Here is a 23,005-nt window from a genome sequence, read left to right on the forward strand (position 1 = left end):
TGACAGAGACAAACAAAAGACTATAGTATTAAGCATTTATTAAACTAAAAACTGTAAAATCTATTAGAAAAGCTAAATGATTTTACAGTTTTTTTTAGTTATTCAATTTTTTCATTAATTAGAAAGGTTTTCGCCGTTTGATTCAATTACTTGTTTGTACCAATAGAAAGAGTTTTTACGACTTCTCGCTAAAGTGCCGTTTCCTTCATCGTCACGATCAACGTAAATAAATCCATAACGCTTGCTCATTTCACCAGTTCCCGCACTGATCAAATCGATACAGCCCCACGGCGTATAGCCGATCAAGTCTACACCATCTTCAATTGCTTTATCCATTTCGATGATATGCTGTTTAAAATAATCGATTCGATAATCATCATTGATCGAACCATCTGCTTCTACTTCATCGAAAGCGCCAAGACCATTTTCCACTACCATCAAAGGAATCTCATAGCGAGAATAAATTTGATTTAGTGTATAGCGTAATCCGATGGGATCGATCTGCCAACCCCAGTCGCTGCTTGGTAAATATTCGTTTGAGACACCTCCGAAAAGATTCCCGCCGGATTTGTCATCACGCTGATCTAAGTCGTCAGCGATACAAGTTGTCATGTAGTAACTAAATGTATAGTAATCGACAGTTCCAGCTTGAAGGATCTGCTGATCTTCTTCAGTGATCTCTACTTGGATATTGTTTTTTTCAAAGTAGCGTTTCATAAAGTAAGGATATTTTCCTTTTACTTGCACATCACCACAGAAATAATTGAATTTGTCATTGATTTGTTGTGTTTTCAGTACATCTTCAGGGCGGCAGGTTTTGGGATACATAGTGATGTAAGCCAGCATACAGCCGATTTTAAAGTCTGGATTGATTTTATGTCCAGCGCTTACTGCTTTAGCAGATGCTAGAAAGACATTATGCAGCGCTTGATACTGTTCTGTTTCTGTATATTCCCGATTGAATAGACCGCTGATCCGTAACCCATGTTCCATTGTACCAAAATTGATTTCATTGAAGGTCAGCCAATATTTCACTTTGTCTTTATAGCGATTGAACAAAGTCGTTGCATAGCGTTCATAAAAACCGATCGTGCGTTTATCTAAAAAGCCATCATATTCTTTACCCAAATGAAACGGCAGCTCAAAGTGGGAAATCGTTACCAGCGGCTCAATGCCATATTTTGCAAGTTCATCGAAAACATCATCATAAAACTGTAATCCAGCTTCATTGGGTGTTTCCTCATCACCATTCGGGAAAATCCGTGTCCAGGCAATCGATAAACGGTATACTTTGAAGCCCATTTCAGCGAATAAAGCAATGTCTTCTTTATAATGGTGATAAAAATCGATCCCAGTATGACTCGGATAATAATATTTTTCTGTATCGATCGTCAGATCAAACGTTCTGCGGGTTCCTGCGGTTCTGCTTCCAGCCCGATTGTGGTCGTTGATGGAGTCACCTTTTCCATCTACATTCCAGGCTCCTTCACATTGATTAGCAGCCGTTGCGCCGCCCCATAGAAAATTTTTTGGAAATGTCATGAATGTCTGCTCCTTCGTTGGTTAAATGTATTTTAGTTGAAAAGAAAAATTGCGGGAGGATGAGTTTATTCATTTCCCGCAATTTCATTTAAAGCACTGCTAGTTCGAAATGACTGCTGTAATGAGAATATCTCCTTGTTTCACAGCTGTTTCGGAAGTCGGGATCACATCTGCGTAATCAGGTGTGTTGGTTATGATGATCGGTACCTGTGTGCTGTAACCAGCAGCTTCGATTGCTTCAATATCAAATGTGACTAATTTGTCTCCTTTTTTAACAGTTGCATTTTGTTCTACGAAAGATTCAAAGCCTTCGCCTTCAAGCTGAACCGTGTCGATCCCAATATGGATCAAAACCTCAGTTCCATTATCGGATATCAAACCAATGGCATGTTTTGTTGGGAATAGAGTCATGATCGTTCCATCAAATGGGGCAACGATTTCACCGCGGGCAGGTTCGATAACTACTCCTTTACCCATGATACCTTCAGAAAAGGCAGCATCTCTTGCTTCGCTTAATGGCAATACTTTTCCTTCAAGTGGTGAAAATACTTCATCTTTACCTAATTTCTTTTTTTGACCAGTTGCAGCTAATTTTGCTTCTTCTTTTGATAATTGAACAGTTGGTTCGTCGTCTTTGAATCCTAAGATCCAAGCTAAGCCAAAACCAGCTGCCAACGCAACAGCATCTAAGATCATGCTGTAGATCGCATATTTCATATTTCCATCAGGTGCGATCGTACCAGTATATCTAAAGATACCAAGACCACCCATTTGATACGCTTCAATTCCTAAGCCCATTGCGATCGCTCCGATCACACCACCAACGATACAAGATGCCCAGAAAGGTTTCTTTTTCGGTAAAGTGATCCCGTAGATCGCAGGCTCAGTTACACCGAAGATTCCTGAAATGAAGGCTGGGATAGATAGTTCTTTCAGTCGTAGGTTTTTCGTTTTCAACATAACAGCAAGCACTGCACCTGTTTGCGCAAAGGATACACTTCCTGATCCTGTCAATAGTGAAGTTGGTGTTCCTTGAGATAATGAAATGATCACAAACGGAATCAATGCCCAGTGCATACCGAACATAACCAAAATCTGCCAAGTAAACCCGACGATCGCGCCGAAAATGATTGGGTTGAAATCTTGAACAGCTAATAACCCATTTCCTAAGCCATCTGCTACGACATTCATAACTGGACCGATCACTAAGAAAGTCAAAGGAATCGCGATCAATGCAGTGAAAAACGGTACCAAGAATAATTTAACAACATCCGGAATGATTTTCCGCAATTGTTTTTCAAGAAAAGCACTGAACGCTGTGGCAGCGATGATCGGCATTACTGTTGAGCCGTATCCTGCAGCGGGGATCGAAAACGGGATCCCAAAGAAATTCAGTCCGCCCGCTTCTGCAAACGTTGCAGTTGCGGAACCGTCAATAAATCCTGTATAAACCAAACTGGATGCGATCATCATTCCTAAGAATGGTGAGCCGCCAAATTTTTTCATTGCTGTGTAGCCAATAAAGATCGGTAGGAATAAGAATAACCCATCGCCCATCGCGTTGAATACAGCATATGTCGAGCTTCCAGAGAAACTAGAGCCTAAAGCAAAGGCAAGGATCGCATTGACCCCTTTTAGCATACCGGCAGCGGATAAAGGCGCAAGAATAGGTTGAAAAATACCAGAAATCATATCGACGAATCGATCAAATAAATTGCCTTTAGGTCCTTCATCTGCAACAGGTTCTAAAATGCCCAAGACTGCATCAACATCTTTACGTACATCAGGTACATGATTCCCGATAACGACTTGATATTGTCCGCCAGCCTGCATGACCGTTACGACACCATCCATATTTTTTAGAACTTCGGTGTTTGCTTTACTTTCATCTTTTAATTTGAAGCGTAGACGTGTGATACAGTTTGTTAGTGAATTGACGTTTTCTTTTCCACCAACTTCTTTTACAATGTTTTTTGCTAATTCTTCATATTTGCCCATTTTCTTTCCTCCAAATGTTTTTTTGTTTAATTTAGAGGTCTCGCCAACTGAATGTCACGATCCATGTCCTTTCCAAAGACGGGGGATTTCCGATGCTCCTTTTCTTTAAAGTATTTATCTTAAGAGAAATATCTCTTAATCTCTGGTTTTTTCAATAATTCGCGCAAGGTGAATCGTAATGTAAACTTGTTCATCTTTTGAAATAGTATAATTGCGTCTTGTTTTAAGAAGTTCTGCGACTTTTTTTGTTACCTCAAAAGCTTCAGGATATTGGTTAGTCACGAGTAGAAACAGCTCATTTTCGACTTGATTTTCTTCTTTTTCCAATGCATTATTTTTTAAGACCCGCTCAGAGAAAAATTTGAGATGGGTGATAAATCGTTGGAAGTAAATATCATTTTCAACAAAGTTGATTTTTAGTGTGTATTTGATCACTGTTAAAATTTCTTCGATCAACTGTGTTAAACTGACTGCATCTTCATGACTGTTGTCGATGCCGGCATTGGTGATATGAAGTGCTAAAAAGCCAGCTTCATCATCAGTCAAGTTGACTGCTAGTTTTTGATTGACGATCTGGATCGCTTTTCGGGCGATTTTTAGCTCGTTCGGGAAAAAGCGTTTAATGTCCCATAACAAGAAATTTTTTACCTGAATATTATTTTTTTCACGTTGGATTGCGGAATGAAGATGATCAGCAATAGCGATAAAAGCAATCTCATTTAGTTTTTTATCTAATGTTCGAGTCGCATAGGAAACAATTTCGTAGGAGATACTGATGATTTCTTCTGGAATTTCAGAGAAAACTTTTTCGATCTGCTCTGGTTCCACTTGATTTTCTAATTTGAATACTTTTTCAACTTTTTCTTCATTTACTTGTGCACCGGCCTTCATCTGAAAACCCAGTCCATTACCCATCAAAATAACTTCTTCATGTTCTTCGTTTGTGACGATGACAACATTATTATTCAGAATTTTTAGAATTTCCAAAGCAGTATCCCCCTTACTCCTATGAAATAGAAAAAACCTAAACAAGCCCTTTTCAGGCATTGTTTAGGTTTAGCTTAACTTAATAATCACTATCCTACTTACAATGCAAATATACAATATAGAGAAAGCGCTGTCAATGGTTTGTTTAAGGAAATGATTAGAAGAAAATAAGTTTCATACATTCTGAACATGAACAGCTTTATTTTGTCTAAAAAGCTGGAGGAATATCAGGAGAGCGGGACAAAACTAAAAATCAGTTTTGTTTCGCTCTCTAAACCCGACTAAACAGCGAGAAAAAAGCATCTATTACGCTACGCTTCGATCACATCAGCTAACGCATACAGTTTCACTATTGTTCAAAGAACAAAGTGAAGCTAGCAAAATTCTAAGTGCTAAAGCACTAAGAGTTGAAGGCTTCGGAAATAAGCCGATATTCACAAAAATTTGAAAAGCAATTTTCATGAATTCTTTCTTATTGCTGTAAAACACAACGAAGAATGAGTTGATGCTTTCTCGTCAAAGACTCGTCGCAGATAAACAGTGTTGCACAGTACCTACTTGGTTCTCGGAGCTAAACACTTTTGTCTCAGCCTCTTTTCAAAAATCGCTTTTAGCAACGAAAAGGTGACAAGAAAATAAGAGCTCTTCTTTTCTTATGGATCAAAAAACACTATGGTTAGAACAGGAGGGGACGAGATGATAACTATTGAAGCCAACATTCAAGCCTATCGAAAAATAAAGCATATGACTCAAGCAGAGTTAGCGGAGCAATTACACGTATCAAGACAAACGATTTCTAAATGGGAGTTGGATAAAAGTACGCCAAGTATCGAGTACCTCGTTCAGCTTAGTCAAAAACTTAACGTTACGCTGGATCAATTAGTTATAAAAACGGGAAGTAAATTTGAGAAAATAGTTGGGACGATAAAGACAAATGCATATCTTTTCTACACAAAGAAAAATAAATTTAGGAATCCCTTATTGAAATGTTAGCGCTATTATTGTAGACTAAAATGAGTGATATGATTTTTATCAATTTGTCATGATTTTATAAAAGCAGGAAAATGAAAGTGATCAAGCTCTGATTTATTGTTAATGCTTATTTTGAAAGCGTTAACAATAATATTTGGAGACAGACTATTTTCATTTAAATGTATCTAAAAGAAAAGAGGAATGAAACAATGAGCAATGAAAATGTAGTACTAGCAAGAAATACAGAGAATGCACCGCAAAATGCCCTTGCAGCACAGTCAGTTGCTTTTTCTCACTACAACAATCTATCTGCGCAGTTACCAATCGATCCCGAATCCGGTAAGCTAGTAGCTGGCGGAATCAGCAAACAAGCTGAGCAGTGTTTTAAAAATATCCAGACGATCGTTGAGAGTATCGATCATAGAATGAGTGATATCGTCAGGGTCACTATTTTTGTCAAAAACATACAAGACTGTGATGCAGTAGATGAAGTCTATGCCTCATTTTTTAAAAGCTATCATCCGTCAAAAACAGTCGTTGCAATTGCCGACTTACCACAAAACGCATTGGTACAAATCGAAGCACTAGTTTCAAATGGAGAAGGAACGATCCCGAATGCACCGCAAGCCGGTGATTTAATTAAGCTTACAAATGAGACAGCCAATGCACCGGTCGATCCGTTAGCAAGTCAAACAGTTTCATTTTCTCATTATAATAATCTATCCGCTCAACTGCCGATCGATCCGAAAACTGGGAGAGTCGTTGCTGGTTGTGTGAAAAAACAAACAGGTCAATGCTTGAAAAATATCAAAGCTATCCTGGAAAGCATCGATGTTCCATTTGATGACATCGTTAAAATCAATATTTACTTGAAAGATTTATCGAAAATGGAAGCTGTAAATAAAGTTTATGCTACCTTTTTCCCAGATTCGGCTATTGCGCGCTCCGTAGCTTATCTTCCTGCACGAACAGTGATTGCAGCAGCTGATTTACCAATGGGAGCCGAAGTTCAAATCGAAGCTGTTGTTTCACATGGTGATGGGACACCGCCTCAAGCGATTGAAGATCGACATGGACTTATCATAGAAGCGAATAATACAGAGAAAGCACCGAAATGTCCATTTTCAACACAAACCGTTGCATTTTCACATTACAATCATTTGTCTGCACAGTTGCCGATCGACCCGCAAACAAATGCTCTTGTGGTAGGTGGAATAAAAGAACAAACGAAACAATGCTTAGAGAACATCAAAGCAATTATTGAAAGCGTAGATCATACACTGGGAGACATGGTCAAAGTGAATATTTTCGTTAAAGATTTAGAATATATGAATGCCGTAGATGAAGTGTATAAAACTTTCTTCCCAGAAGGTACTCCAGCAAGAAAAGTGATCGGTGTAACTGAGTTGCCAAAAGGTGCCTTGATTCAGATCGATGCTATTGCTGGAAATGCGGAAGGAACACCGCCGATCGTTTGAACTTTAGAGTAAGATGATCATTATAGTGACGATGATTTATATAGATAAACCCGTGAAGGCTTTTATGCAGTAAGCTCACGGGTTTATACTATTTATAATAAAAACTGATTGTCAAAGTGAACATATAAAAGAGCTAGTGAAGCAACTTCAATTTAGTATGTGCTTTGTATACAAAGGGATTCAACCATTCGTTGAGTCAAAAAATGTCTTACTCAACAAATCATTCATTGAAAAATAAATAGACAAGGGGGTATAGTGATGTTAGTGATAGGAAAGAAAATTAGAGAATTGAGACAAGCAAAAAAAATGACACAAAAAGATTTAGCTAAGATTTTGAATGTCACTCCTCAAGCGGTATCTAAATGGGAGAGAGGGGAAAGTAATCCAGATATTCAAATACTTATTCATTTGAGCCAATTTTTTCATGTTTCTGTTGACGAGATCATCGGAAATAAAAACAAACATTTCCTTGATTCTATTTTTTCTAAAATGAAAGGAAGTAAGCAGATGGGGAAAACAGTGCAGAAAACGTCAGAAAGTAAATTAGCAGTGAACGTAGATGTTAAAACAGTCATTATTTTTGATATGGTATTTAGTTTCATTGCAGATAAAGGATTGATACAGACACAAGCATTGAATAGAAAACTAAATATGCTTATGAAACAAAAAGGAAAGGCGATCGTAATCGAGACGTATAATTCAAATCAAGTTGATCAATATGGTTCTCAGGCAGATGTAATTCTTTTGACGCCGACATTTGGATATGCAAAAGAAGAAATAGCAAAGAAATTTCCAAAGATATCTGTGATCGGAATTTCTAAAAAAGAGTATGGACTATTGGATGTAGAAAAGCTATATGAGAAAATCATCAAGGCTTTAAAGATATGATTCGTGTTAAAAGAAGGGGTATAAAAATGTGTGAGAGAAACGAAAGGAGGTAGTAATTTACGTTAGACTCGCTTTTGTATTTTTTACCTGCTTAGAAGATTGATTAAGATAAAAGCTTCCTCCTAAAAAAATAATGTTTTATATCGTAATCATTCGTAAATAAGTTTATAATAGATGGCAGTATAAAAATATCGGAGGGTTCTTACGTGAAGAAATTGGGGTTTGATCCACAAAAGTATATTGAAGAGCAGTCAAAGTATATTCTTGAAAGAGTCGATCACTATGACAAGTTATACTTGGAATTCGGTGGTAAGTTGATTGGTGATATGCATGCGAAACGTGTGTTACCAGGATTTGATGCGGATGCGAAAATCAAGCTGCTGCAAAAATTAAAAGATCAGGCGGAGATTTTGATTTGTGTTTATGCAGGTGATATCGAGCGGAATAAGATTCGTGGGGATTATGGGATCACATACGATATGGATATTTTACGCCAAATCGATGAATTGAAAGAATATGGTTTAGCTGTCAATAGTGTTGTGATCACACGCTACAGTGGACAACCTTCCACAAAAATGTTTATCAACAAGCTGGAAAGAAGAGACATCAAGGTTTATAAACATTCAGCAATTGAAGATTATCCATCAAATCTTGAAAAAATCGTCAGCGAAGAAGGTTTTGGGAAAAATGAGTACATTCCGACAACTAAACCAATCGTGGTCGTCACAGCCCCAGGACCTGGCAGTGGGAAATTAGCCACTTGTCTGAATCAACTGTATCATGAAAGCCGTAATGGCAAAACGGCTGGTTACTCAAAATTTGAAACCTTCCCTGTTTGGAATGTCCCGTTGAAGCATCCTTTAAATATTGCTTATGAAGCTGCGACCGTCGATTTAAAAGATGTCAATATGATCGATTCTTTCCATTTCGATAAATACCAGCAAGTGGCAGTCAACTATAATCGCGATATCGAAACGTTCCCTGTGATCAAACGAATCATTGAGAAAATCACTGGGGAAGAATCGATCTATCAATCGCCAACAGATATGGGCGTGAATCGTGTCGGCTTTGGTATCATTGATGATGAAGTCGTGAAAGAAGCCTCTAAACAAGAGATCATTCGTCGCTGCTTTGCCACAGAATGTGATTTTAAAAAAGGCTTGATCGATGAAGAAACAGTCAATCGTATCAAATTGATCATGGAAGAAGTCGAGTTGAAAAAAGAGGACCGCAAGGCAGTCCTTCCTGCTAGAGAGTACTCAGAACAATTAAGAGAACAAACCCAAAGTAATGATACACCGGCAGTCATTGCTTTTGAACTTGCGGATGGTCGTATCGTTACCGGAAGAACAAGCAATTTGATGGATTCCTGTTCGTCAGCTATTTTAAATTCAATCAAGATGCTAGCGAATATTTCGGATGAAATTTTATTACTATCGCCTGTCATTCTGGAAACGATCCAAACAATGAAACGTAAAGACCTACACAGCAAGATTACTGCTTTAAAAGCGAATGAAATCTTGATTGCCTTAGCAATCAGTGCCGTGACTAACCCAACAGCACAATTAGCTTATGATAAATTATCAGAGTTGAACGGCGTACAGGCTCATTCGACAGTAATGTTGAGTAAAACAGATGAGCAAACCCTGCGAGAGTTAGGCCTGGATATCACGAGCGATGCGGTTTATCCGTCAGAGAATTTGTATTATATTTAAGCTGGAGTAGATGATACATGCACGATTAAAAGTGTTATCCTGAGTTAAACTAGATAGTTGATAAAGAAGCAAGTAGCTGGAAAATCAGCTGCTTGCTTTAATCGTTTGACTAAGATTACCAATGTATAAAACAAGTGCATGCGATCCAATACTCTTTGATATTTAGGAATCGCTTTGTTAAAATGTGAGTAATTAAACACATTTAGTAAGGGGAGGTAAGATGACTACTATTTTTTCTTCAAAGGATCAGCTATTATCATTTTTACTATTATTTAGTCTAGTTCTACTTCTTTTAGCACTTTTGATAGATAAATCAAATGGTTTATTTTTGGCTAGAAGTCCTTTTGATAGGAAAAGCTAAGAACCGACACCAGAAAATGAAGGTGAAAGAAAAGCTGGAATGTTATTTGTGAAATGGACCTATCAAATGGTTTTTCTACTTGTACCATTGTTTTTACTTTTTTACAGTATTATAATAGTTAAAATTTTAGGAATCATCTTGGTCATAGCCAATTTGGTGTATCGAAATAGCAGGAAAAATAGTCCTAGGAGCAAATAACGCTATTTTTGTTTTCTTCCCACTTTTTCTTGATAAAAATTGGACGAATACTCTCTCTAAGTGTTAAAGTTAAATTCAAAAATAAGTAAGGAGTAAAAGCAATCTTGAAAAAAATAACGATTCGAGATGTTGCAAAATTAGCGAATGTCTCGGTAAGCAGTGTCTCTCACGTATTCAATCATTACGATGATATTAGCGAAGAGACGAAAAGAAAAGTATATGATGCAGCGAAAAAATTAGGGTATGTTCCCAATTCAGCAGCTCGTAGTTTATCAAGTAAGCAGTTAAAAACTGTTGCATTGATTTTGAATGATATCAATGTGATTGCAAGAGGAGTAGCGATGCCTTTAGAAATCATCTCAGGTGTCAGTGATTATCTTGACGATACTGAGTATGAGTTTGTTTTTTACTCAACAAATTTGAAGAAGCAAAAGGAAAAAACGCTAAGACAGTTTTGCAATGAGCATAATATTTCAGGAGTGATCATACAGGGATTACGGACGACAGATCCTTATTATGAAGAGCTCAAAAATTTTGACCTTCCAGTGGTGGCGATCGATTTACATATCGATAACGAGTCGATCGGGATCGTTAGTGTAGATAATAAATTGGCAACGTATGAAATGACTAACGTTCTTCTTGAAAAAGGATATCAGAATATCTTGTTTATGAACGGTGATCCCAAAGCATCTGTCTCTCATGAACGTGAAGCAGGCTACAGAGAAGCGATGGCAAATCCTTCTGTTGTGTATGCTGATTATAGTGAAAAAAAAGCTTTTGATCTAGTCATTGATTTATTTGATTCAAACAAATTACTAGACTACCAAACTATTTTTGCGGCAAGTGATTTAATGGCAATTGGCTGCTTGAAAGCCTTGAAAGAGTTGAAGCTGATCGATCAGTTTGCGTTGGTAGGCTTTGATGATATTACCTTAGCCTCTTATACAACACCAACATTGACTACTGTTCGTCAAGACATCTTAAAAATCGCACAAGTTGCTGCTGAAAATGTGATTGAACATATTGAAACAGGCAAAGCAAAGCATTCATTTGTAGAGTTTGAACTGATCGAAAGAGAAAGTGCCAAAATTTTTTAAAAAGGGTTGACATTGGAAGCGTTTCAAAATATAATCCGAATATACCTAAAACGTTTTAGGAGAGTGGATGATGAAGTTATTGATTTTTATTCAAAGGATTTTGGCTGCTTTGATCGATTTGATCGTGGTCTATATACCCGTCTATTTTATGGTTGCGGTCATGGTGAAAGGCTTCTTTACCCCTGGGATTTTAAGTGCTGCACTTTTTGTGATTTATAATGTTTTAGCGATCCATTCCTTTCAGGGACAAACGATTGGAAAGTATTTTGCCAAAATCGAGGTGAAGGATGTCGGAAGAAGTATCATGGATGATAGCATCCGTGAGGCTGTAAAGATCCTGTATTTTTTACCATTCGTGGGATTTGTCACAGGACTTCTCAGTCTTGGCTGTTATTTGATAAGCGGACGCTTCTTACATGATGTCATTGGGAAAAGTGAGGTGGTTGTCCATGGCTGATGTAGCTACATTTTCACTGCTTATACCATTTATTGTCACGATCATTAGCGCCTATCTTATTGCCTGGTTTTACCGAAATGATTATGATCCTAAAAAAATGTTGATCGCCTATCTAGTGTATCTTTTCCCTTTAGTTATTTTAGGATATTTTTTACAGTTGGGATTGATATTGAGTCTTGCTATTTATGTATTTGGAGGCATAATTACCATTTTTCGAAATAGCACATATTTTAATCAATAATTTTTTTTACACATTCACTAAAACGTTTTAGATAAAAGAAAAGGAGTTTAAAAATGTTTAAAGCAGTCTTGTTTGATTTAGATGGTGTCATTACGGACACAGCAGAATATCATTTCTTAGCTTGGAAAAAATTGGGGGATGAATTAGGAATTTCGATCGATAGAGAATTCAATGAGCAGCTGAAAGGCGTTTCTAGAACGGAGTCTTTGCAGCGGATCTTAGCATCAGGCGGTAGAGAACATGACTTTTCTGCAGAAGAATTCGATGATTTAGCAAAACGGAAAAACGATAATTATGTCGAAATGATTCAAGACGTCTCCTCAAACGATGTTTATCCTGGCATCTTGGAGCTGCTTGAAGAATTAAAAGAGCATGGGCTAAAGATTGCATTGGCTTCAGCATCAAAAAACGGGCCACTTCTTTTAGACAAAATGACATTGACGGACTATTTTGATGTGATTGCTGATCCGGCGAAAGTTGCTGAGGGAAAACCAGCGCCAGATATTTTTCTAGCAGCTGCAGCCGGAGTAGGAGTAAACGCTGATGAGGCGATCGGCATAGAAGACGCTCAGGCAGGAATTCAAGCGATAAAAGCTGCAGGCGCCTTGCCAATTGGTGTAGGAGAGTCGGATGTATTAGGAAATGATATATCAGTGGTCAAAGATACTAGCGAACTAACGCTAGATTATTTAAAAAAAGTATGGAATAAACGATAGGAAGAGGGACAGAATTTGACGAAAATGAATTATACTCGAGATAATCTTTGGCAAATCGAAGAGGTCGGCTTTGACAGCCGTTATTTAGGGAAGACAGAAAGTATCATGGCATTAGGAAATGGCTACCTTGGCAGCCGAAGTGCAACCGAGGAACGTTATCCAACGGAGCAAAGAGATACTTTTGTGGCTGGGACATTCAATAAGTTTGCGGAAAATGAAGTGAGTGAATTACCAAATGTCCCTGATTTGTGGTGGATGGATTTCATCATTAACGGAGAACATTTTTCATTAGAAAAAGGGATAGTTAGTCACTTTAGTAAACGGTTGAATTTGAAAAACGGTGAGCTGATTCGCGAGTTTGATTGGGCATTTGGTACAATAGAGCTGCACTTTATATTTCGCAGATTTGTTTCTAAAAAACGTCGGCATTACTTATCGAGTTTCGTAACAATAGAAAATTTAACAGAAGCAGCTGTAAATATACAAATCCGCTCGGGTATCGATGGGCAAGTAACGAACAATGGTAGCCAGCATTTTTATGAAGGAGAAAAAGGATTAGTTGATGGAAAATATATCCAGATGATGCCTCAAACAAACGAAAGCCAAATCGATTTTGTTTTTACAGCGGGACATAGAATCAAAGCAGAAAATGTTAGAGAGCGTATCGAGATGGGACGCCGACAAATTTTTATGAATTACTTCTTTGATCTTCCCGCCAAAGGAACAGCAGCGATCGAAAAAAGAATGAGTATCTATACATCGATCGATAATGACCATTCCGATCGTGAGGTCACTGCAATCCGGCAAAGAGCCATTACTGAAATGGAAGCGCTTGAGGATATTTCTTTCGATGAGTTATTACAAGAATCGGCTGAAAAATGGAACGAGATGTGGCAAAAGCATCCAATAGAGATCGACACAGAGAATTTTGAAGATCAACTAGCTATCCATTTTGCAAAATATCACCTACACATCATGACACCGGCGCATGATGAACGTATGAATATTGGCGCAAAAGGGTTGAGTGGAGAAGGATATAAAGGGCATACGTTCTGGGATACAGAGGTGTTTATGTTGCCGTACTTCAATTTTACTCATCCGGATATCGCCAAAAGCTTAGTGACATATCGTTATCTAGGACTAGATGGTGCGCACAAAAAAGCAACATCGAATGGGTATGAAGGTGCTCAGTATCCTTGGGAAGCAGCGAACCCTTCAGATGGAGAAGTAACACCTGTTTGGGGAGCGGCAGATATCGTCACCGGACAATCAACAAAAATCTGGTCGGGCTTCATTGAACAGCATATCACCAGTGATGTAGCGTTTGGTGTAAAACAATATATCGATGTAACTGGGGATAAAGAATTTGCTGAGCAAAAAGCGTATGAAATTTTATTTGACACAGCAAAATTTTGGGGAAGCCGCCTAGAATATAATGCAGAAAACGATTATTATGAAATCAAAGATGTCATCGGACCAGATGAATACAAAGAGCATATAAACAATAATGCTTATACGAATTATACTGCACATTGGAATGTCACATATGCCTTGGCGCTAGCGAAAGAACTTAAGCGCTCACAACCTGAGCTATTCAATCATTTGAATGAAAAATTAGGACTGGATGCTGTATTGGACTCTTTGGCGGAAAAAGTCGATAAAATATTCTTACCGCAGCCTACAGAAGAAGGAATCATCCCACAAGACGATTCATATTTAGAGAAAAAGACGATCGATCTGACAAAATATAAATCTGCTGATAGCGTAGATGGGCTATTCCATGATTACAACTTGGAACAAGTGAATCAAATGCAGATCACCAAACAAGCGGATGTGCTATTGCTTTTATATCTATTTGAAGGATTGTTTCCACATGAAATGAAATTGAAAAACTTTGAATATTATGAACCAAGAACCACGCATGATAGTTCCTTGAGCTTATCGACCCATGCCATTCTTTCGGCAGATCTTGGAAAACTTGATGAATCCTATGAATTCTTTAAAAAAGCCAGAAATATCGATATGGGGGAATACATGAAATCCTCTGATGATGGTATTCATGCAGCTAGCCTTGGTGGAATTTGGCAAATGATCGTATTTGGTTATGGGGGCGTACGTATGATCGACGGTCAGTTACGGATCGAGCCGCATTTGCCAAAAGCATGGAAACGATTGACTTATGGATTTGATTATCATGGAGAATCGATCGATGTGGTTGTGACAAAAGAAAGTGTGGAATTGACTAAAGAGGATAACGGAAACAATGTGATGTTTGTTTCGAATGGAGAAACATACTCATTAAAAAATAAGCTGCTAATTACATTGGAGGAAGTTTAAATGAAAAATTGGAAAAAAGCTTTAACAGTCGGAGTGTTAGCCTTAGCATCGATTACGATGGTCGCTTGTGGAAATAAGTCAGATAACGGCGCAGATGAGACAGACTTTAAAGGGAAAACCTTAAAAGTAGGTGTTTGGGGTGGAAATGAGTCGGAAGAAAAGACATTAAAATCTATCGTAGCTGATTTTGAAAAAGAAACAGGTGCAACGATCGAGTTAAAAACATATACAGACTACAATACACAAATACAAACAGACTTGATCGGTAAGACAGCACCGGATGTTTTTTATGTAGATTCCTCTTACTTCCCATTTTTAGCGAGTAAAGGTGCGCTTGCTCCTTTAGATGAAAAAGCATTTTCTTCGGATGATTATTATGCTAATTTGACAAAGGCCTTTACAGAGGATGGAAAGCTATACGCTATTCCTAAAGACTTCTCTACTTTAGCGTTGTACAAGAATACCAAGATGTTTGAAGAAGTTGGTGTTGACCCTGAGTCTGTGCCGCAGTCCTATGAAGAATTAGTGACATGGCTGCCGGAATTTCAAGAAAAATTAGATGCCAAATATGGAAAAGGAAAAGTCAAAGCGATGAGTTACACAGATGAGCTGTCACGCTCATATCACTTGGCTGCACGTGATGGAGCAAAACCCATAAAAGAAGATGGTAAACCAGATTTAGAAAATGCCAAGGTCGTAGATAACCTTTCGATCCTGAAAAAATTGATCGATACCAAAGCGGTTGCAACACCTCAAGAATTAGGTGCAGGCTGGAATGGAGAAGCTTTCGGAACTGGAAAAATCGCGATGATGGATGAAGGAAACTGGGTGTATCAAACCTTGAAAGAGGAATTTAGTGACATTCCATTTTCAGTTTCGCCAATGCCGACATATAAAGACAAAGAAGGAAGTATGATGTTTACTGTTGGTTGGGGAAAATATGCAGGGACAAAAAGTTCAGCTTTAGCAGATGAGTGGATCAAGTTTGCTACCGGCAAAGAAGCGATGACCAAATGGGTCAATGGAACAGGAACGCTGCCGACACGGGAAGATGTAGCGACTACAGCTGAAATCAGTAAAAATGAAGATCTAAAAATACATTTAAATGCGGTCGACTACTCAACCGTTTGGCAAAAAGGAACAAGTCTTGCAACAATCAATAAAGCCTATCAGAACTACTGGCCTGAAGTGGCTTCTGGTAAAACAAGTTTAGAAGATGCAATGAAAAAGGCGGACAAACAAGCGATCGATGATATAGAAAAAGCGGAATAATTGAATGAGGTTGGGACAGAAGTATTTTACTCTGAAAAGTAAGAAGGAGCTACTTCTGCTCCCGCCGTTTATTCAGTTAGGTCTTACAGCTACGATGATCCCCACGATGAATGAGGGGATCAAACGAGTGGCCCAAAGGAGGATAACATGCCGAAAAGAGTAAAAAAGTCTAAAAGAGAAATCAATGAGATGCTGCAAGGGTACGCTTTTATTACACCAGCTATTTTAGTATTAATGGTGTTTTTTGTCATTTCGATTGTTTTTGCGGTCTATTTATCGTTTAATAAAGTCGATTTATTTACTGGCCAATACACGTGGAATAATTTTGAAAACTATAAAAATATTTTTAAAGACCCGCGAAGTATCATTGCCTTGAAAAATACGGCGATTTTTGCGCTATTTGTTGTACCGACTCAGACCATTGTGGCGCTTGTGATGGCTTATATTCTGGCCAGTCGTGATATTAAAGGAAAAAAAGTATTTCGAATGGTATATTTTCTACCTACTTTGACCAGTTCAAGTGCATTGACGATCATCTTTATGTTTCTTTTCAATATCAACGGACCGATCAATCATTTTTTGATGAATTTAGGTCTCTATCAATCACCGATAAACTTCTTACAAGAGCCTGCATATGCTTTGAAAGTGATCATGGCAATGAATATCTGGTCAACAGTGCCTTATTTTATGACGATCTATTTAGCTTCATTAGTGGATCTTCCATACTCGCTCTACGAAGCAGCAGAAATCGATGGAGCGAATGCTTTTGACAAGCTACGCTATATCACTATTCCGTATTTACGTCCTATCACGACTTATGTATTATTGACAGGGATCATTGGAACATTTCAGATGTTTGATCAAGCCTATATTTTCAGTAATGGTAGTGGCGGTCCGAATAACTCTACACTGACACTTAGTCTGTTGATTTATCAAAATGCCTTTGGTCAAATGCCTACGATGGGCTTTGCAGCAGCGTTAGCTGTGGTTTTATCGATCATCATATTCATCGTTAGTCGGATTGCTGAAAAACTGAATGGAGGAAACGAATGAGAAAGACAAAGAATCAAAAAATATTGAAGATGTTACTTTATGTGATCATGATCACGTATGCAATCATCACTTTTTATCCATTTGTCTGGGCAGTCGCCGCAAGTTTCAAACCATTGAAGGAAATCGTTTCAGGCGGGATGAGCATTTTCGGCGGGAACTTCACACTGGCTAATTATGAGTATATTTTAGGGCGAAGCGATAATTTTCCTCGCTGGTTCATGAACTCACTGATCGTTTCGATCATCGGAACAGCGATCAATTTGTTTTTAAATACGATGGCGGGCTATGCATTAGCACGGATCAATTTCCCAGGTCGAGAACGGATCTATTGGGGGATGTTGGCTATGTTGATGGTACCGGCTCAAGTATTGCTGATTCCTAATTATTTGATTATTTCTAGTTTAGGAATGAAGGATACTTTTGCTGCATTGATTTTACCTGCGGCGATCAATATCGGGAATATTTTTATGATGCGGCAATTCTTTTTGAGCTTTCCTAAAGATGTGGAAGAAGCGGCAACCATTGATGGACTATCTCGGACGGGCACCTTTTTTAGGATCGTGATGCCGTTGGCTAAACCTAGCATTTCCACACAAGCTGTGTTTGTATTCATGAGTTTTTGGAATGAGTTTTTAAAGCCGATGCTATACATGACAACACCATCTAAATATACGCTGACTTTAGGGCTGCAAACGTTCAAATCACAAAATGCAGGACAGCGTTGGGATCAAATCATGCCGGCAAGTATTATTTCCATTGTTCCGATCATTATCTTGTATATTATTTTTAATAAATACTTCCTGCAGGGCGTTCGAATGGATGGAGAAAAATAGGAGAAGTTGATAGACTATGAATGATTTTATTTTAACGTTAGAGGATATTGGAAATAGATCGGTTCAAAATATCGAAACACTTTTTGCGCAGGCCAACGGAGCTTTAGGTGTACGTGCAAGTCTTCCGATAAAAGCAAAAGAAAGTACACCAGGCATCTTTTTAAATGCTTTCTATGAAAGTCACGACATTGTTTATGGTGAGAATGCTTATGGTTATGCGAAGCAGCATCAAACAATGGTCAATTTATTTGATCTACGAAGCATTGAGTTGTCGATCGATGATGTAAGTGAGTTTTTGTTGGTCGATCAGTCTGTAGCATTAGATATGAAAAAAGGGATCCTTAAAGAAACATATCTCTATCAGACAAAAGAAGGGAAAACGATCGAGTATCGTCTTGAAAGCTTCACCAGTCACTTTGATCGAACGGTCTATGCTCAAAAAATCGATCTGAAAGCACTAAATTTTTCAGGAGAAGTCGAAGTGTCCAAAAAAGCACAAAAGATTTCTACTAAACAGGGCGAGGACTTTGATCCAAGGATCAAAGATGCTAGTGTGGAACTGATTCAAACAGGAAATAAATATACTGCTCCGAATAGTGGGCTGAGTTTCTATACACATTTTGATTCATATGATAAAAAGCAATACGTAGAGGAAGGTCAAACACTTTCGTTTACTCAACTGTACCAGATTTCTCGTGAGGCTGAGTTTACTTCTCCTAGCTATGAAGAGCTAGAAGCAAAACAAATTGCAATTTTCGCCGACTTTTGGGCAATCTCTGATATCGAGATCGATGGAGATCGTCACTTACAAAAAGGGATTCGTTTTAATTTGTATCATCTTTTCAATTCTGCCGGACGAGATGGACATAGTAATTTTTGTGCGAAGGGATTAACAGGAGAAGGGTATGAGGGACACTATTTTTGGGATACAGAGATGTACTTACTGCCTTTTTTTATCTACACACAACCAGAGATCGCCAAAAGTTTACTGAGTTATCGCGTGAATATTTTACCAAAAGCGCAGGCACGAGCAAAAGAGCTGGGATTTAAAGGAGCATTGTTTGCTTGGCGTACGATCAATGGTGAGGAAACATCCGCTTATTATCCAGCAGGAACAGCACAAGTCCATATTAATGCAGACATCGCTTTTGCCTTTGAACTCTATGAAAAAGTGACGGGAGATACAGCGTTTATTGACGAAAATTGTGAGCTGATCTTTGAAACAGCTAGATTTTGGCTGGACTATGGCTTCATGTCTAAACGCGGCTTTGAAATCCATGAGGTAACAGGTCCGGATGAATATACGGCTTTGGTGAATAATAATTATTATACGAACAAAATGGCGCAAAATCATCTATATTACGCTGCTAGGCTTGCAAAAAAATTAAAGAAGTATGAAAAAGAAGCAGTAGAGTGGTTTGATTCAGCCGAGAAAATGTATATTGGTTTTGATCAAGCACTGCAAATCACTCAACAGGACGATAGCTTTTTAATGAAAGAACCTTGGGACTTTGAGCATACACCTAAAGATCGATATCCACTACTGCTGCATTTTCATCCTATGAAAATCTACAAACATCAAGTCTTGAAACAGGCGGATACGATTTTAGCGCATATGTTATTTGATACACCTATTGAGCAAATTGCGCGAGATTTTGATTTTTATGAGCCATTGACGACGCATGATAGTTCATTATCAAAGGCGATTTATGGTGTTGTTGCAAGTAAGCTTGGACGTAGCGAATTGGCGTATCGATTTTTCAAAGAAGCAGCGATTATGGATCTAGAGGATTTTCAAGGGAATGCTAGCCATGGGATCCATGCAGCGAATATGGGTGGTTCTTGGTTAGGATTGATTTATGGTTTTGCGGGTCTATCAGTTGAAAATGGAGAAGTTACAACTAAAAATCATTTACCTAAAGAAATAAAATCACTGAAATTTACGGTCACGATTCGAGGAGTAAAGCAGCAACTTGTGATCGATTCGTATAAAAAATAATAGAAACAAAGGGGGTTGGAGAGTGACTATTGAAAATAAAACCATGCTGATCACTTATGCGGATAGTTTAGGAAATGATTTAAACGAACTAACACTTGTGATGGAGAACTATTTCAAAAACGCAATCGGAGGGATCCATTTATTGCCGTTCTTTCCTTCAACAGGCGATCGAGGCTTTGCGCCAAAAGATTATACAGTTGTTTATTCTGCGTTTGGAACGTGGAGTGAAATCGAAGCTTTAGGAGAAAAGTACTATTTGATGTTTGATTTTATGATCAATCATATTTCTCGTGAGTCTATTTTTTTCCAAGATTTCAAACAAAAGCATGAAGCATCAAAATATAAAGAGATGTTTATTCGAATCAAAGAATTCTTTCCGGAAAATCGTCCGACTGCTGAAGATATCGACTTGATATACAAGCGAAAGGACAAAGCACCTTTTCAGGAAGTACATTTCGCTGACGGCAGCAGTGAAGAGGTTTGGAATACATTTGGAGAAGAACAGATCGATCTAGATGTCACAAAAGAAGTCACGAAAGAATTTATTCGAGCGACGATCAAAGATATGGCAACACATGGCTGTTCTTTGATTCGTCTAGATGCCTTTGCATATGCTATCAAGAAACTAGAGACGAATGATTTTTTTGTTGAACCTGATATTTGGGCGCTGCTTGATGAAGTTCGTATAGAAGCAGAGCAATACGGGATCGAGCTTCTACCAGAGATCCATGAACATTATTCGATCCAATTCAAAATCGCTGAGCATGACTATTTCATCTATGATTTTGCATTACCGATGCTCATGCTGCATGCGATCTATAGTGGGAAAACGCACCGTTTAGCTGCTTGGTTGAAGCAAAGTCCGATGAAGCAGTTCACCACATTAGATACCCATGACGGCATTGGAGTAGTGGATGCCAAAGATTTATTGAGCGATCAAGAATTAGCGTACACATCTGAAAAGCTCTATGAAGTAGGGGCAAATGTAAAAAAAATCTACTCGTCAGCCAGCTATAATAATTTGGACATTTATCAAATCAACAGCACCTATTACAGCGCATTAGGAGAACAGGATGATAGCTATTTACTAGCACGTGTCCTGCAGATATTTGCACCAGGCATTCCTCAGGTGTATTATGTTGGGTTACTTGCAGGGCAAAATGATATTCAACTCCTAGAAGCAACCAAAGAAGGGCGAAATATCAATCGTCATTATTATACGATGGAAGAAATTGCAGAAGAAGTGCAACGACCAGTGGTAAAAAAGCTGCTGAGCATATTAACTTTTCGGAATGAGCAGCCGGCATTTGATCTAGATGGATCGATCGAAGTGACGACACCGTCAGAGCATACGATCGAAATTGAACGCAAGAATCAAGCACAAAATGAACGTGTGAAGCTAGTTGCTGATCTAAAAACGAAAGAATTTATGATTTATCATAATAGTAAAAAAGTTTTATTTTAAGAAAAAGAATTTTAAATTCAGGGCTGTAGGCTATTCACGCTTTCTAGAGGTGAATAGCTTATTTATGTTACTTTTTCATCTAGAGAAATTGTTTAACTGAAAAATTGCTGAGGTTGTTTTGCTTAAATGCCTACGTTATACTATTTTATAAATAAAAAGGAGGAGAAGCCCAATGGAAGTCATCTTGTTAATGGGGCTTCAAGCTAGTGGAAAAAGTACTTTTTACAAGAGGTATTTTTCAGATAGTCATTTACGATTAAACTTAGATATGCTAAATACACGTTATAAGGAAAAGCAACTACTTTCGACCTGTCTAGAAATTAGCCAGTCTGTAGTTATCGATAATACCAATCCAACGAAACTTGATCGTCAGCGTTATTTCCAACTTGCTGGTCGAGCGGATGTCACGTTTATTGGCTACTATTTCCAATCAAAGCTAGCGGAGTGTTTAAAACGAAACCAGCAGAGAACTGGTCAGGCACATTTACCTGAAATAGCTTTGAAAGCCACTGCGGCCAAGCTTGAATTACCTGATTTTGATGAAGGTTTTTCACAACTTTATTATGTTACTCAGACAGCTGATCAAGGATTTGATATAAAGGAGTGGGAGAATGAAATTTAGTGAACTAGACGCTAAAATGCGAATCTACGAAACAAATCAAGACCATACGGTTTTACCGGAAATGTACATGGTTGCTCGGATCGATGGCCGTAACTTTACAACGTTAACAAAGGATCGGGAAAAATTTGAAGCACCTTTCGATGAACGATTCCGTGATTACATGGTAGAAACCGTGAAGCACTTGATGAATTGTGGTTTTCATGTTATTTATGGCTACACGGAAAGCGATGAGATTTCTTTATTATTTAACTTGAATGAAGCAGCTTTCGGCCGGAAAACAAGAAAATATAATTCGATTTTAGCAGGAGAAGCTAGTGCGAAATTCTCACTACTTTTAGGTTCAATTGGATCGTTTGACTGTCGAATCTCAGAATTGCCAACAAAAGCTGCGGTAATTGATTATTTTCGTTGGCGTAATGAAGATGCTAGCCGTAATGCTTTAAACGCTCACTGCTATTGGCTTCAAAGAAAGCAAGGAGTGAGTGTTGCAAAAGCGACAAGCTATTTGGAAGGGTTATCGGTCAGTGAAAAAAATGAATTTCTTTTTCAGCATGGGATCAATTTCAATGAACTGCCGAAATGGCAAAAACGAGGAATCGGAGTTTACTGGAAAGAAGAAGAAAAAATCGGATTCAATCCAATCATAAAGCAATCTAGTAAGACGACACGACGCAAACTGGTAGTTGATTATGAATTACAGATGAAGGATGCGTATAGTACATTTATTGAGACACTTTTAGAATAATAGCTAAAGCATAGTGTATCTTAAAACAG

General features: G+C 38.1%; 19 protein-coding genes. 16 read left to right on the forward strand and 3 right to left on the reverse strand.

Annotation, left to right across the window (positions count from 1 at the left end; translation table 11 throughout):
- Positions 1 to 114: 114 nt before the first annotated feature.
- The 3 genes from A5889_RS10970 to licT all read right to left on the reverse strand — a co-directional run bounded on the left by A5889_RS10970 (position 115) and on the right by licT (position 4,527).
- Positions 115 to 1,542, reverse strand: coding sequence for a glycoside hydrolase family 1 protein (locus tag A5889_RS10970; protein WP_087641932.1), 1,428 nt, complete (start codon positions 1,540 to 1,542; stop codon positions 115 to 117).
- A gap of 99 nt (positions 1,543 to 1,641) precedes the next feature.
- On the reverse strand, positions 1,642 to 3,540 hold the full coding sequence (locus A5889_RS10975) for a beta-glucoside-specific PTS transporter subunit IIABC (RefSeq protein WP_087641933.1): 1,899 nt from the start codon (positions 3,538 to 3,540) through the stop codon (positions 1,642 to 1,644).
- 135 nt (positions 3,541 to 3,675) lie between these two features.
- Positions 3,676 to 4,527 carry a BglG family transcription antiterminator LicT gene (gene licT / locus A5889_RS10980; RefSeq protein ID WP_087641934.1) on the reverse strand — a complete coding sequence of 284 codons (852 nt, stop codon included), beginning with the start codon at positions 4,525 to 4,527 and terminating at the stop codon, positions 3,676 to 3,678.
- A 696-nt stretch (positions 4,528 to 5,223) separates the two neighbouring features.
- On the opposite strand from licT, the gene A5889_RS10985 reads away from it, so the two are divergent.
- From A5889_RS10985 to A5889_RS11060, 16 genes are all read left to right on the forward strand, one after another.
- A complete protein-coding gene (locus tag A5889_RS10985) occupies positions 5,224 to 5,520 on the forward strand; it encodes a helix-turn-helix domain-containing protein (RefSeq protein ID WP_087641936.1) in 297 nt (98 codons plus the stop codon).
- A 188-nt stretch (positions 5,521 to 5,708) separates the two neighbouring features.
- Positions 5,709 to 6,977 (forward strand): RidA family protein, encoded by a 1,269-nt coding sequence (locus A5889_RS10990; RefSeq protein WP_087641937.1) that lies wholly within the window; start codon positions 5,709 to 5,711, stop codon positions 6,975 to 6,977.
- A 258-nt stretch (positions 6,978 to 7,235) separates the two neighbouring features.
- Positions 7,236 to 7,865, forward strand: a complete 630-nt coding sequence (locus A5889_RS10995; protein ID WP_087641938.1) for a helix-turn-helix domain-containing protein — start codon at positions 7,236 to 7,238, stop codon at positions 7,863 to 7,865.
- Positions 7,866 to 8,071: 206 nt separating this feature from the next.
- A complete protein-coding gene (locus tag A5889_RS11000) occupies positions 8,072 to 9,580 on the forward strand; it encodes a DUF1846 domain-containing protein (protein ID WP_087641939.1) in 1,509 nt (502 codons plus the stop codon).
- A 663-nt stretch (positions 9,581 to 10,243) separates the two neighbouring features.
- On the forward strand, positions 10,244 to 11,236 hold the full coding sequence (locus A5889_RS11005; RefSeq protein WP_087641940.1) for a LacI family DNA-binding transcriptional regulator: 993 nt from the start codon (positions 10,244 to 10,246) through the stop codon (positions 11,234 to 11,236).
- Positions 11,237 to 11,306: 70 nt separating this feature from the next.
- Positions 11,307 to 11,693, forward strand: a complete 387-nt coding sequence (locus A5889_RS11010) for an RDD family protein (RefSeq protein ID WP_176372889.1) — start codon at positions 11,307 to 11,309, stop codon at positions 11,691 to 11,693.
- Positions 11,686 to 11,934, forward strand: coding sequence for a hypothetical protein (locus tag A5889_RS11015; RefSeq protein WP_087641942.1), 249 nt, complete (start codon positions 11,686 to 11,688; stop codon positions 11,932 to 11,934). Before A5889_RS11010 ends, A5889_RS11015 begins: the two co-directional genes overlap by 8 nt.
- Positions 11,935 to 11,987: 53 nt before the next feature.
- Complete coding sequence (pgmB, locus tag A5889_RS11020; RefSeq protein ID WP_087641943.1) at positions 11,988 to 12,650, forward strand: beta-phosphoglucomutase; 663 nt, start codon at positions 11,988 to 11,990, stop codon at positions 12,648 to 12,650.
- A 24-nt stretch (positions 12,651 to 12,674) separates the two neighbouring features.
- Positions 12,675 to 14,987 (forward strand): glycoside hydrolase family 65 protein, encoded by a 2,313-nt coding sequence (locus A5889_RS11025; protein WP_087642072.1) that lies wholly within the window; start codon positions 12,675 to 12,677, stop codon positions 14,985 to 14,987.
- Positions 14,988 to 16,259, forward strand: coding sequence for an extracellular solute-binding protein (locus A5889_RS11030; RefSeq protein ID WP_087641944.1), 1,272 nt, complete (start codon positions 14,988 to 14,990; stop codon positions 16,257 to 16,259). It abuts the gene before it with no gap.
- 147 nt (positions 16,260 to 16,406) lie between these two features.
- Positions 16,407 to 17,312, forward strand: a complete 906-nt coding sequence (locus A5889_RS11035) for a carbohydrate ABC transporter permease (RefSeq protein WP_087641945.1) — start codon at positions 16,407 to 16,409, stop codon at positions 17,310 to 17,312.
- A complete protein-coding gene (locus A5889_RS11040) occupies positions 17,309 to 18,145 on the forward strand; it encodes a carbohydrate ABC transporter permease (protein WP_087641946.1) in 837 nt (278 codons plus the stop codon). Before A5889_RS11035 ends, A5889_RS11040 begins: the two co-directional genes overlap by 4 nt.
- A gap of 16 nt (positions 18,146 to 18,161) precedes the next feature.
- Positions 18,162 to 20,144: a glycoside hydrolase family 65 protein gene (locus A5889_RS11045; RefSeq protein WP_087641947.1), complete on the forward strand. Its 1,983-nt coding sequence runs from the start codon at positions 18,162 to 18,164 to the stop codon at positions 20,142 to 20,144.
- A 22-nt stretch (positions 20,145 to 20,166) separates the two neighbouring features.
- Positions 20,167 to 21,609 carry a sucrose phosphorylase gene (gtfA, locus tag A5889_RS11050; protein ID WP_087641948.1) on the forward strand — a complete coding sequence of 481 codons (1,443 nt, stop codon included), beginning with the start codon at positions 20,167 to 20,169 and terminating at the stop codon, positions 21,607 to 21,609.
- 172 nt (positions 21,610 to 21,781) lie between these two features.
- Positions 21,782 to 22,231 carry an ATP-binding protein gene (locus tag A5889_RS11055; RefSeq protein ID WP_087641949.1) on the forward strand — a complete coding sequence of 150 codons (450 nt, stop codon included), beginning with the start codon at positions 21,782 to 21,784 and terminating at the stop codon, positions 22,229 to 22,231.
- Positions 22,221 to 22,976, forward strand: a complete 756-nt coding sequence (locus tag A5889_RS11060) for a tRNA(His) guanylyltransferase Thg1 family protein (RefSeq protein WP_087641950.1) — start codon at positions 22,221 to 22,223, stop codon at positions 22,974 to 22,976. The genes A5889_RS11055 and A5889_RS11060 overlap by 11 nt, the downstream gene beginning before the upstream one ends.
- The last annotated feature ends 29 nt before the right edge of the window (positions 22,977 to 23,005 follow it).

The sequence above is a fragment of the Enterococcus sp. 9D6_DIV0238 genome (assembly GCF_002174455.2).
In the GTDB taxonomy this organism is placed as follows: Bacteria; Bacillota; Bacilli; order Lactobacillales; family Enterococcaceae; genus Enterococcus_L; species Enterococcus_L dunnyi.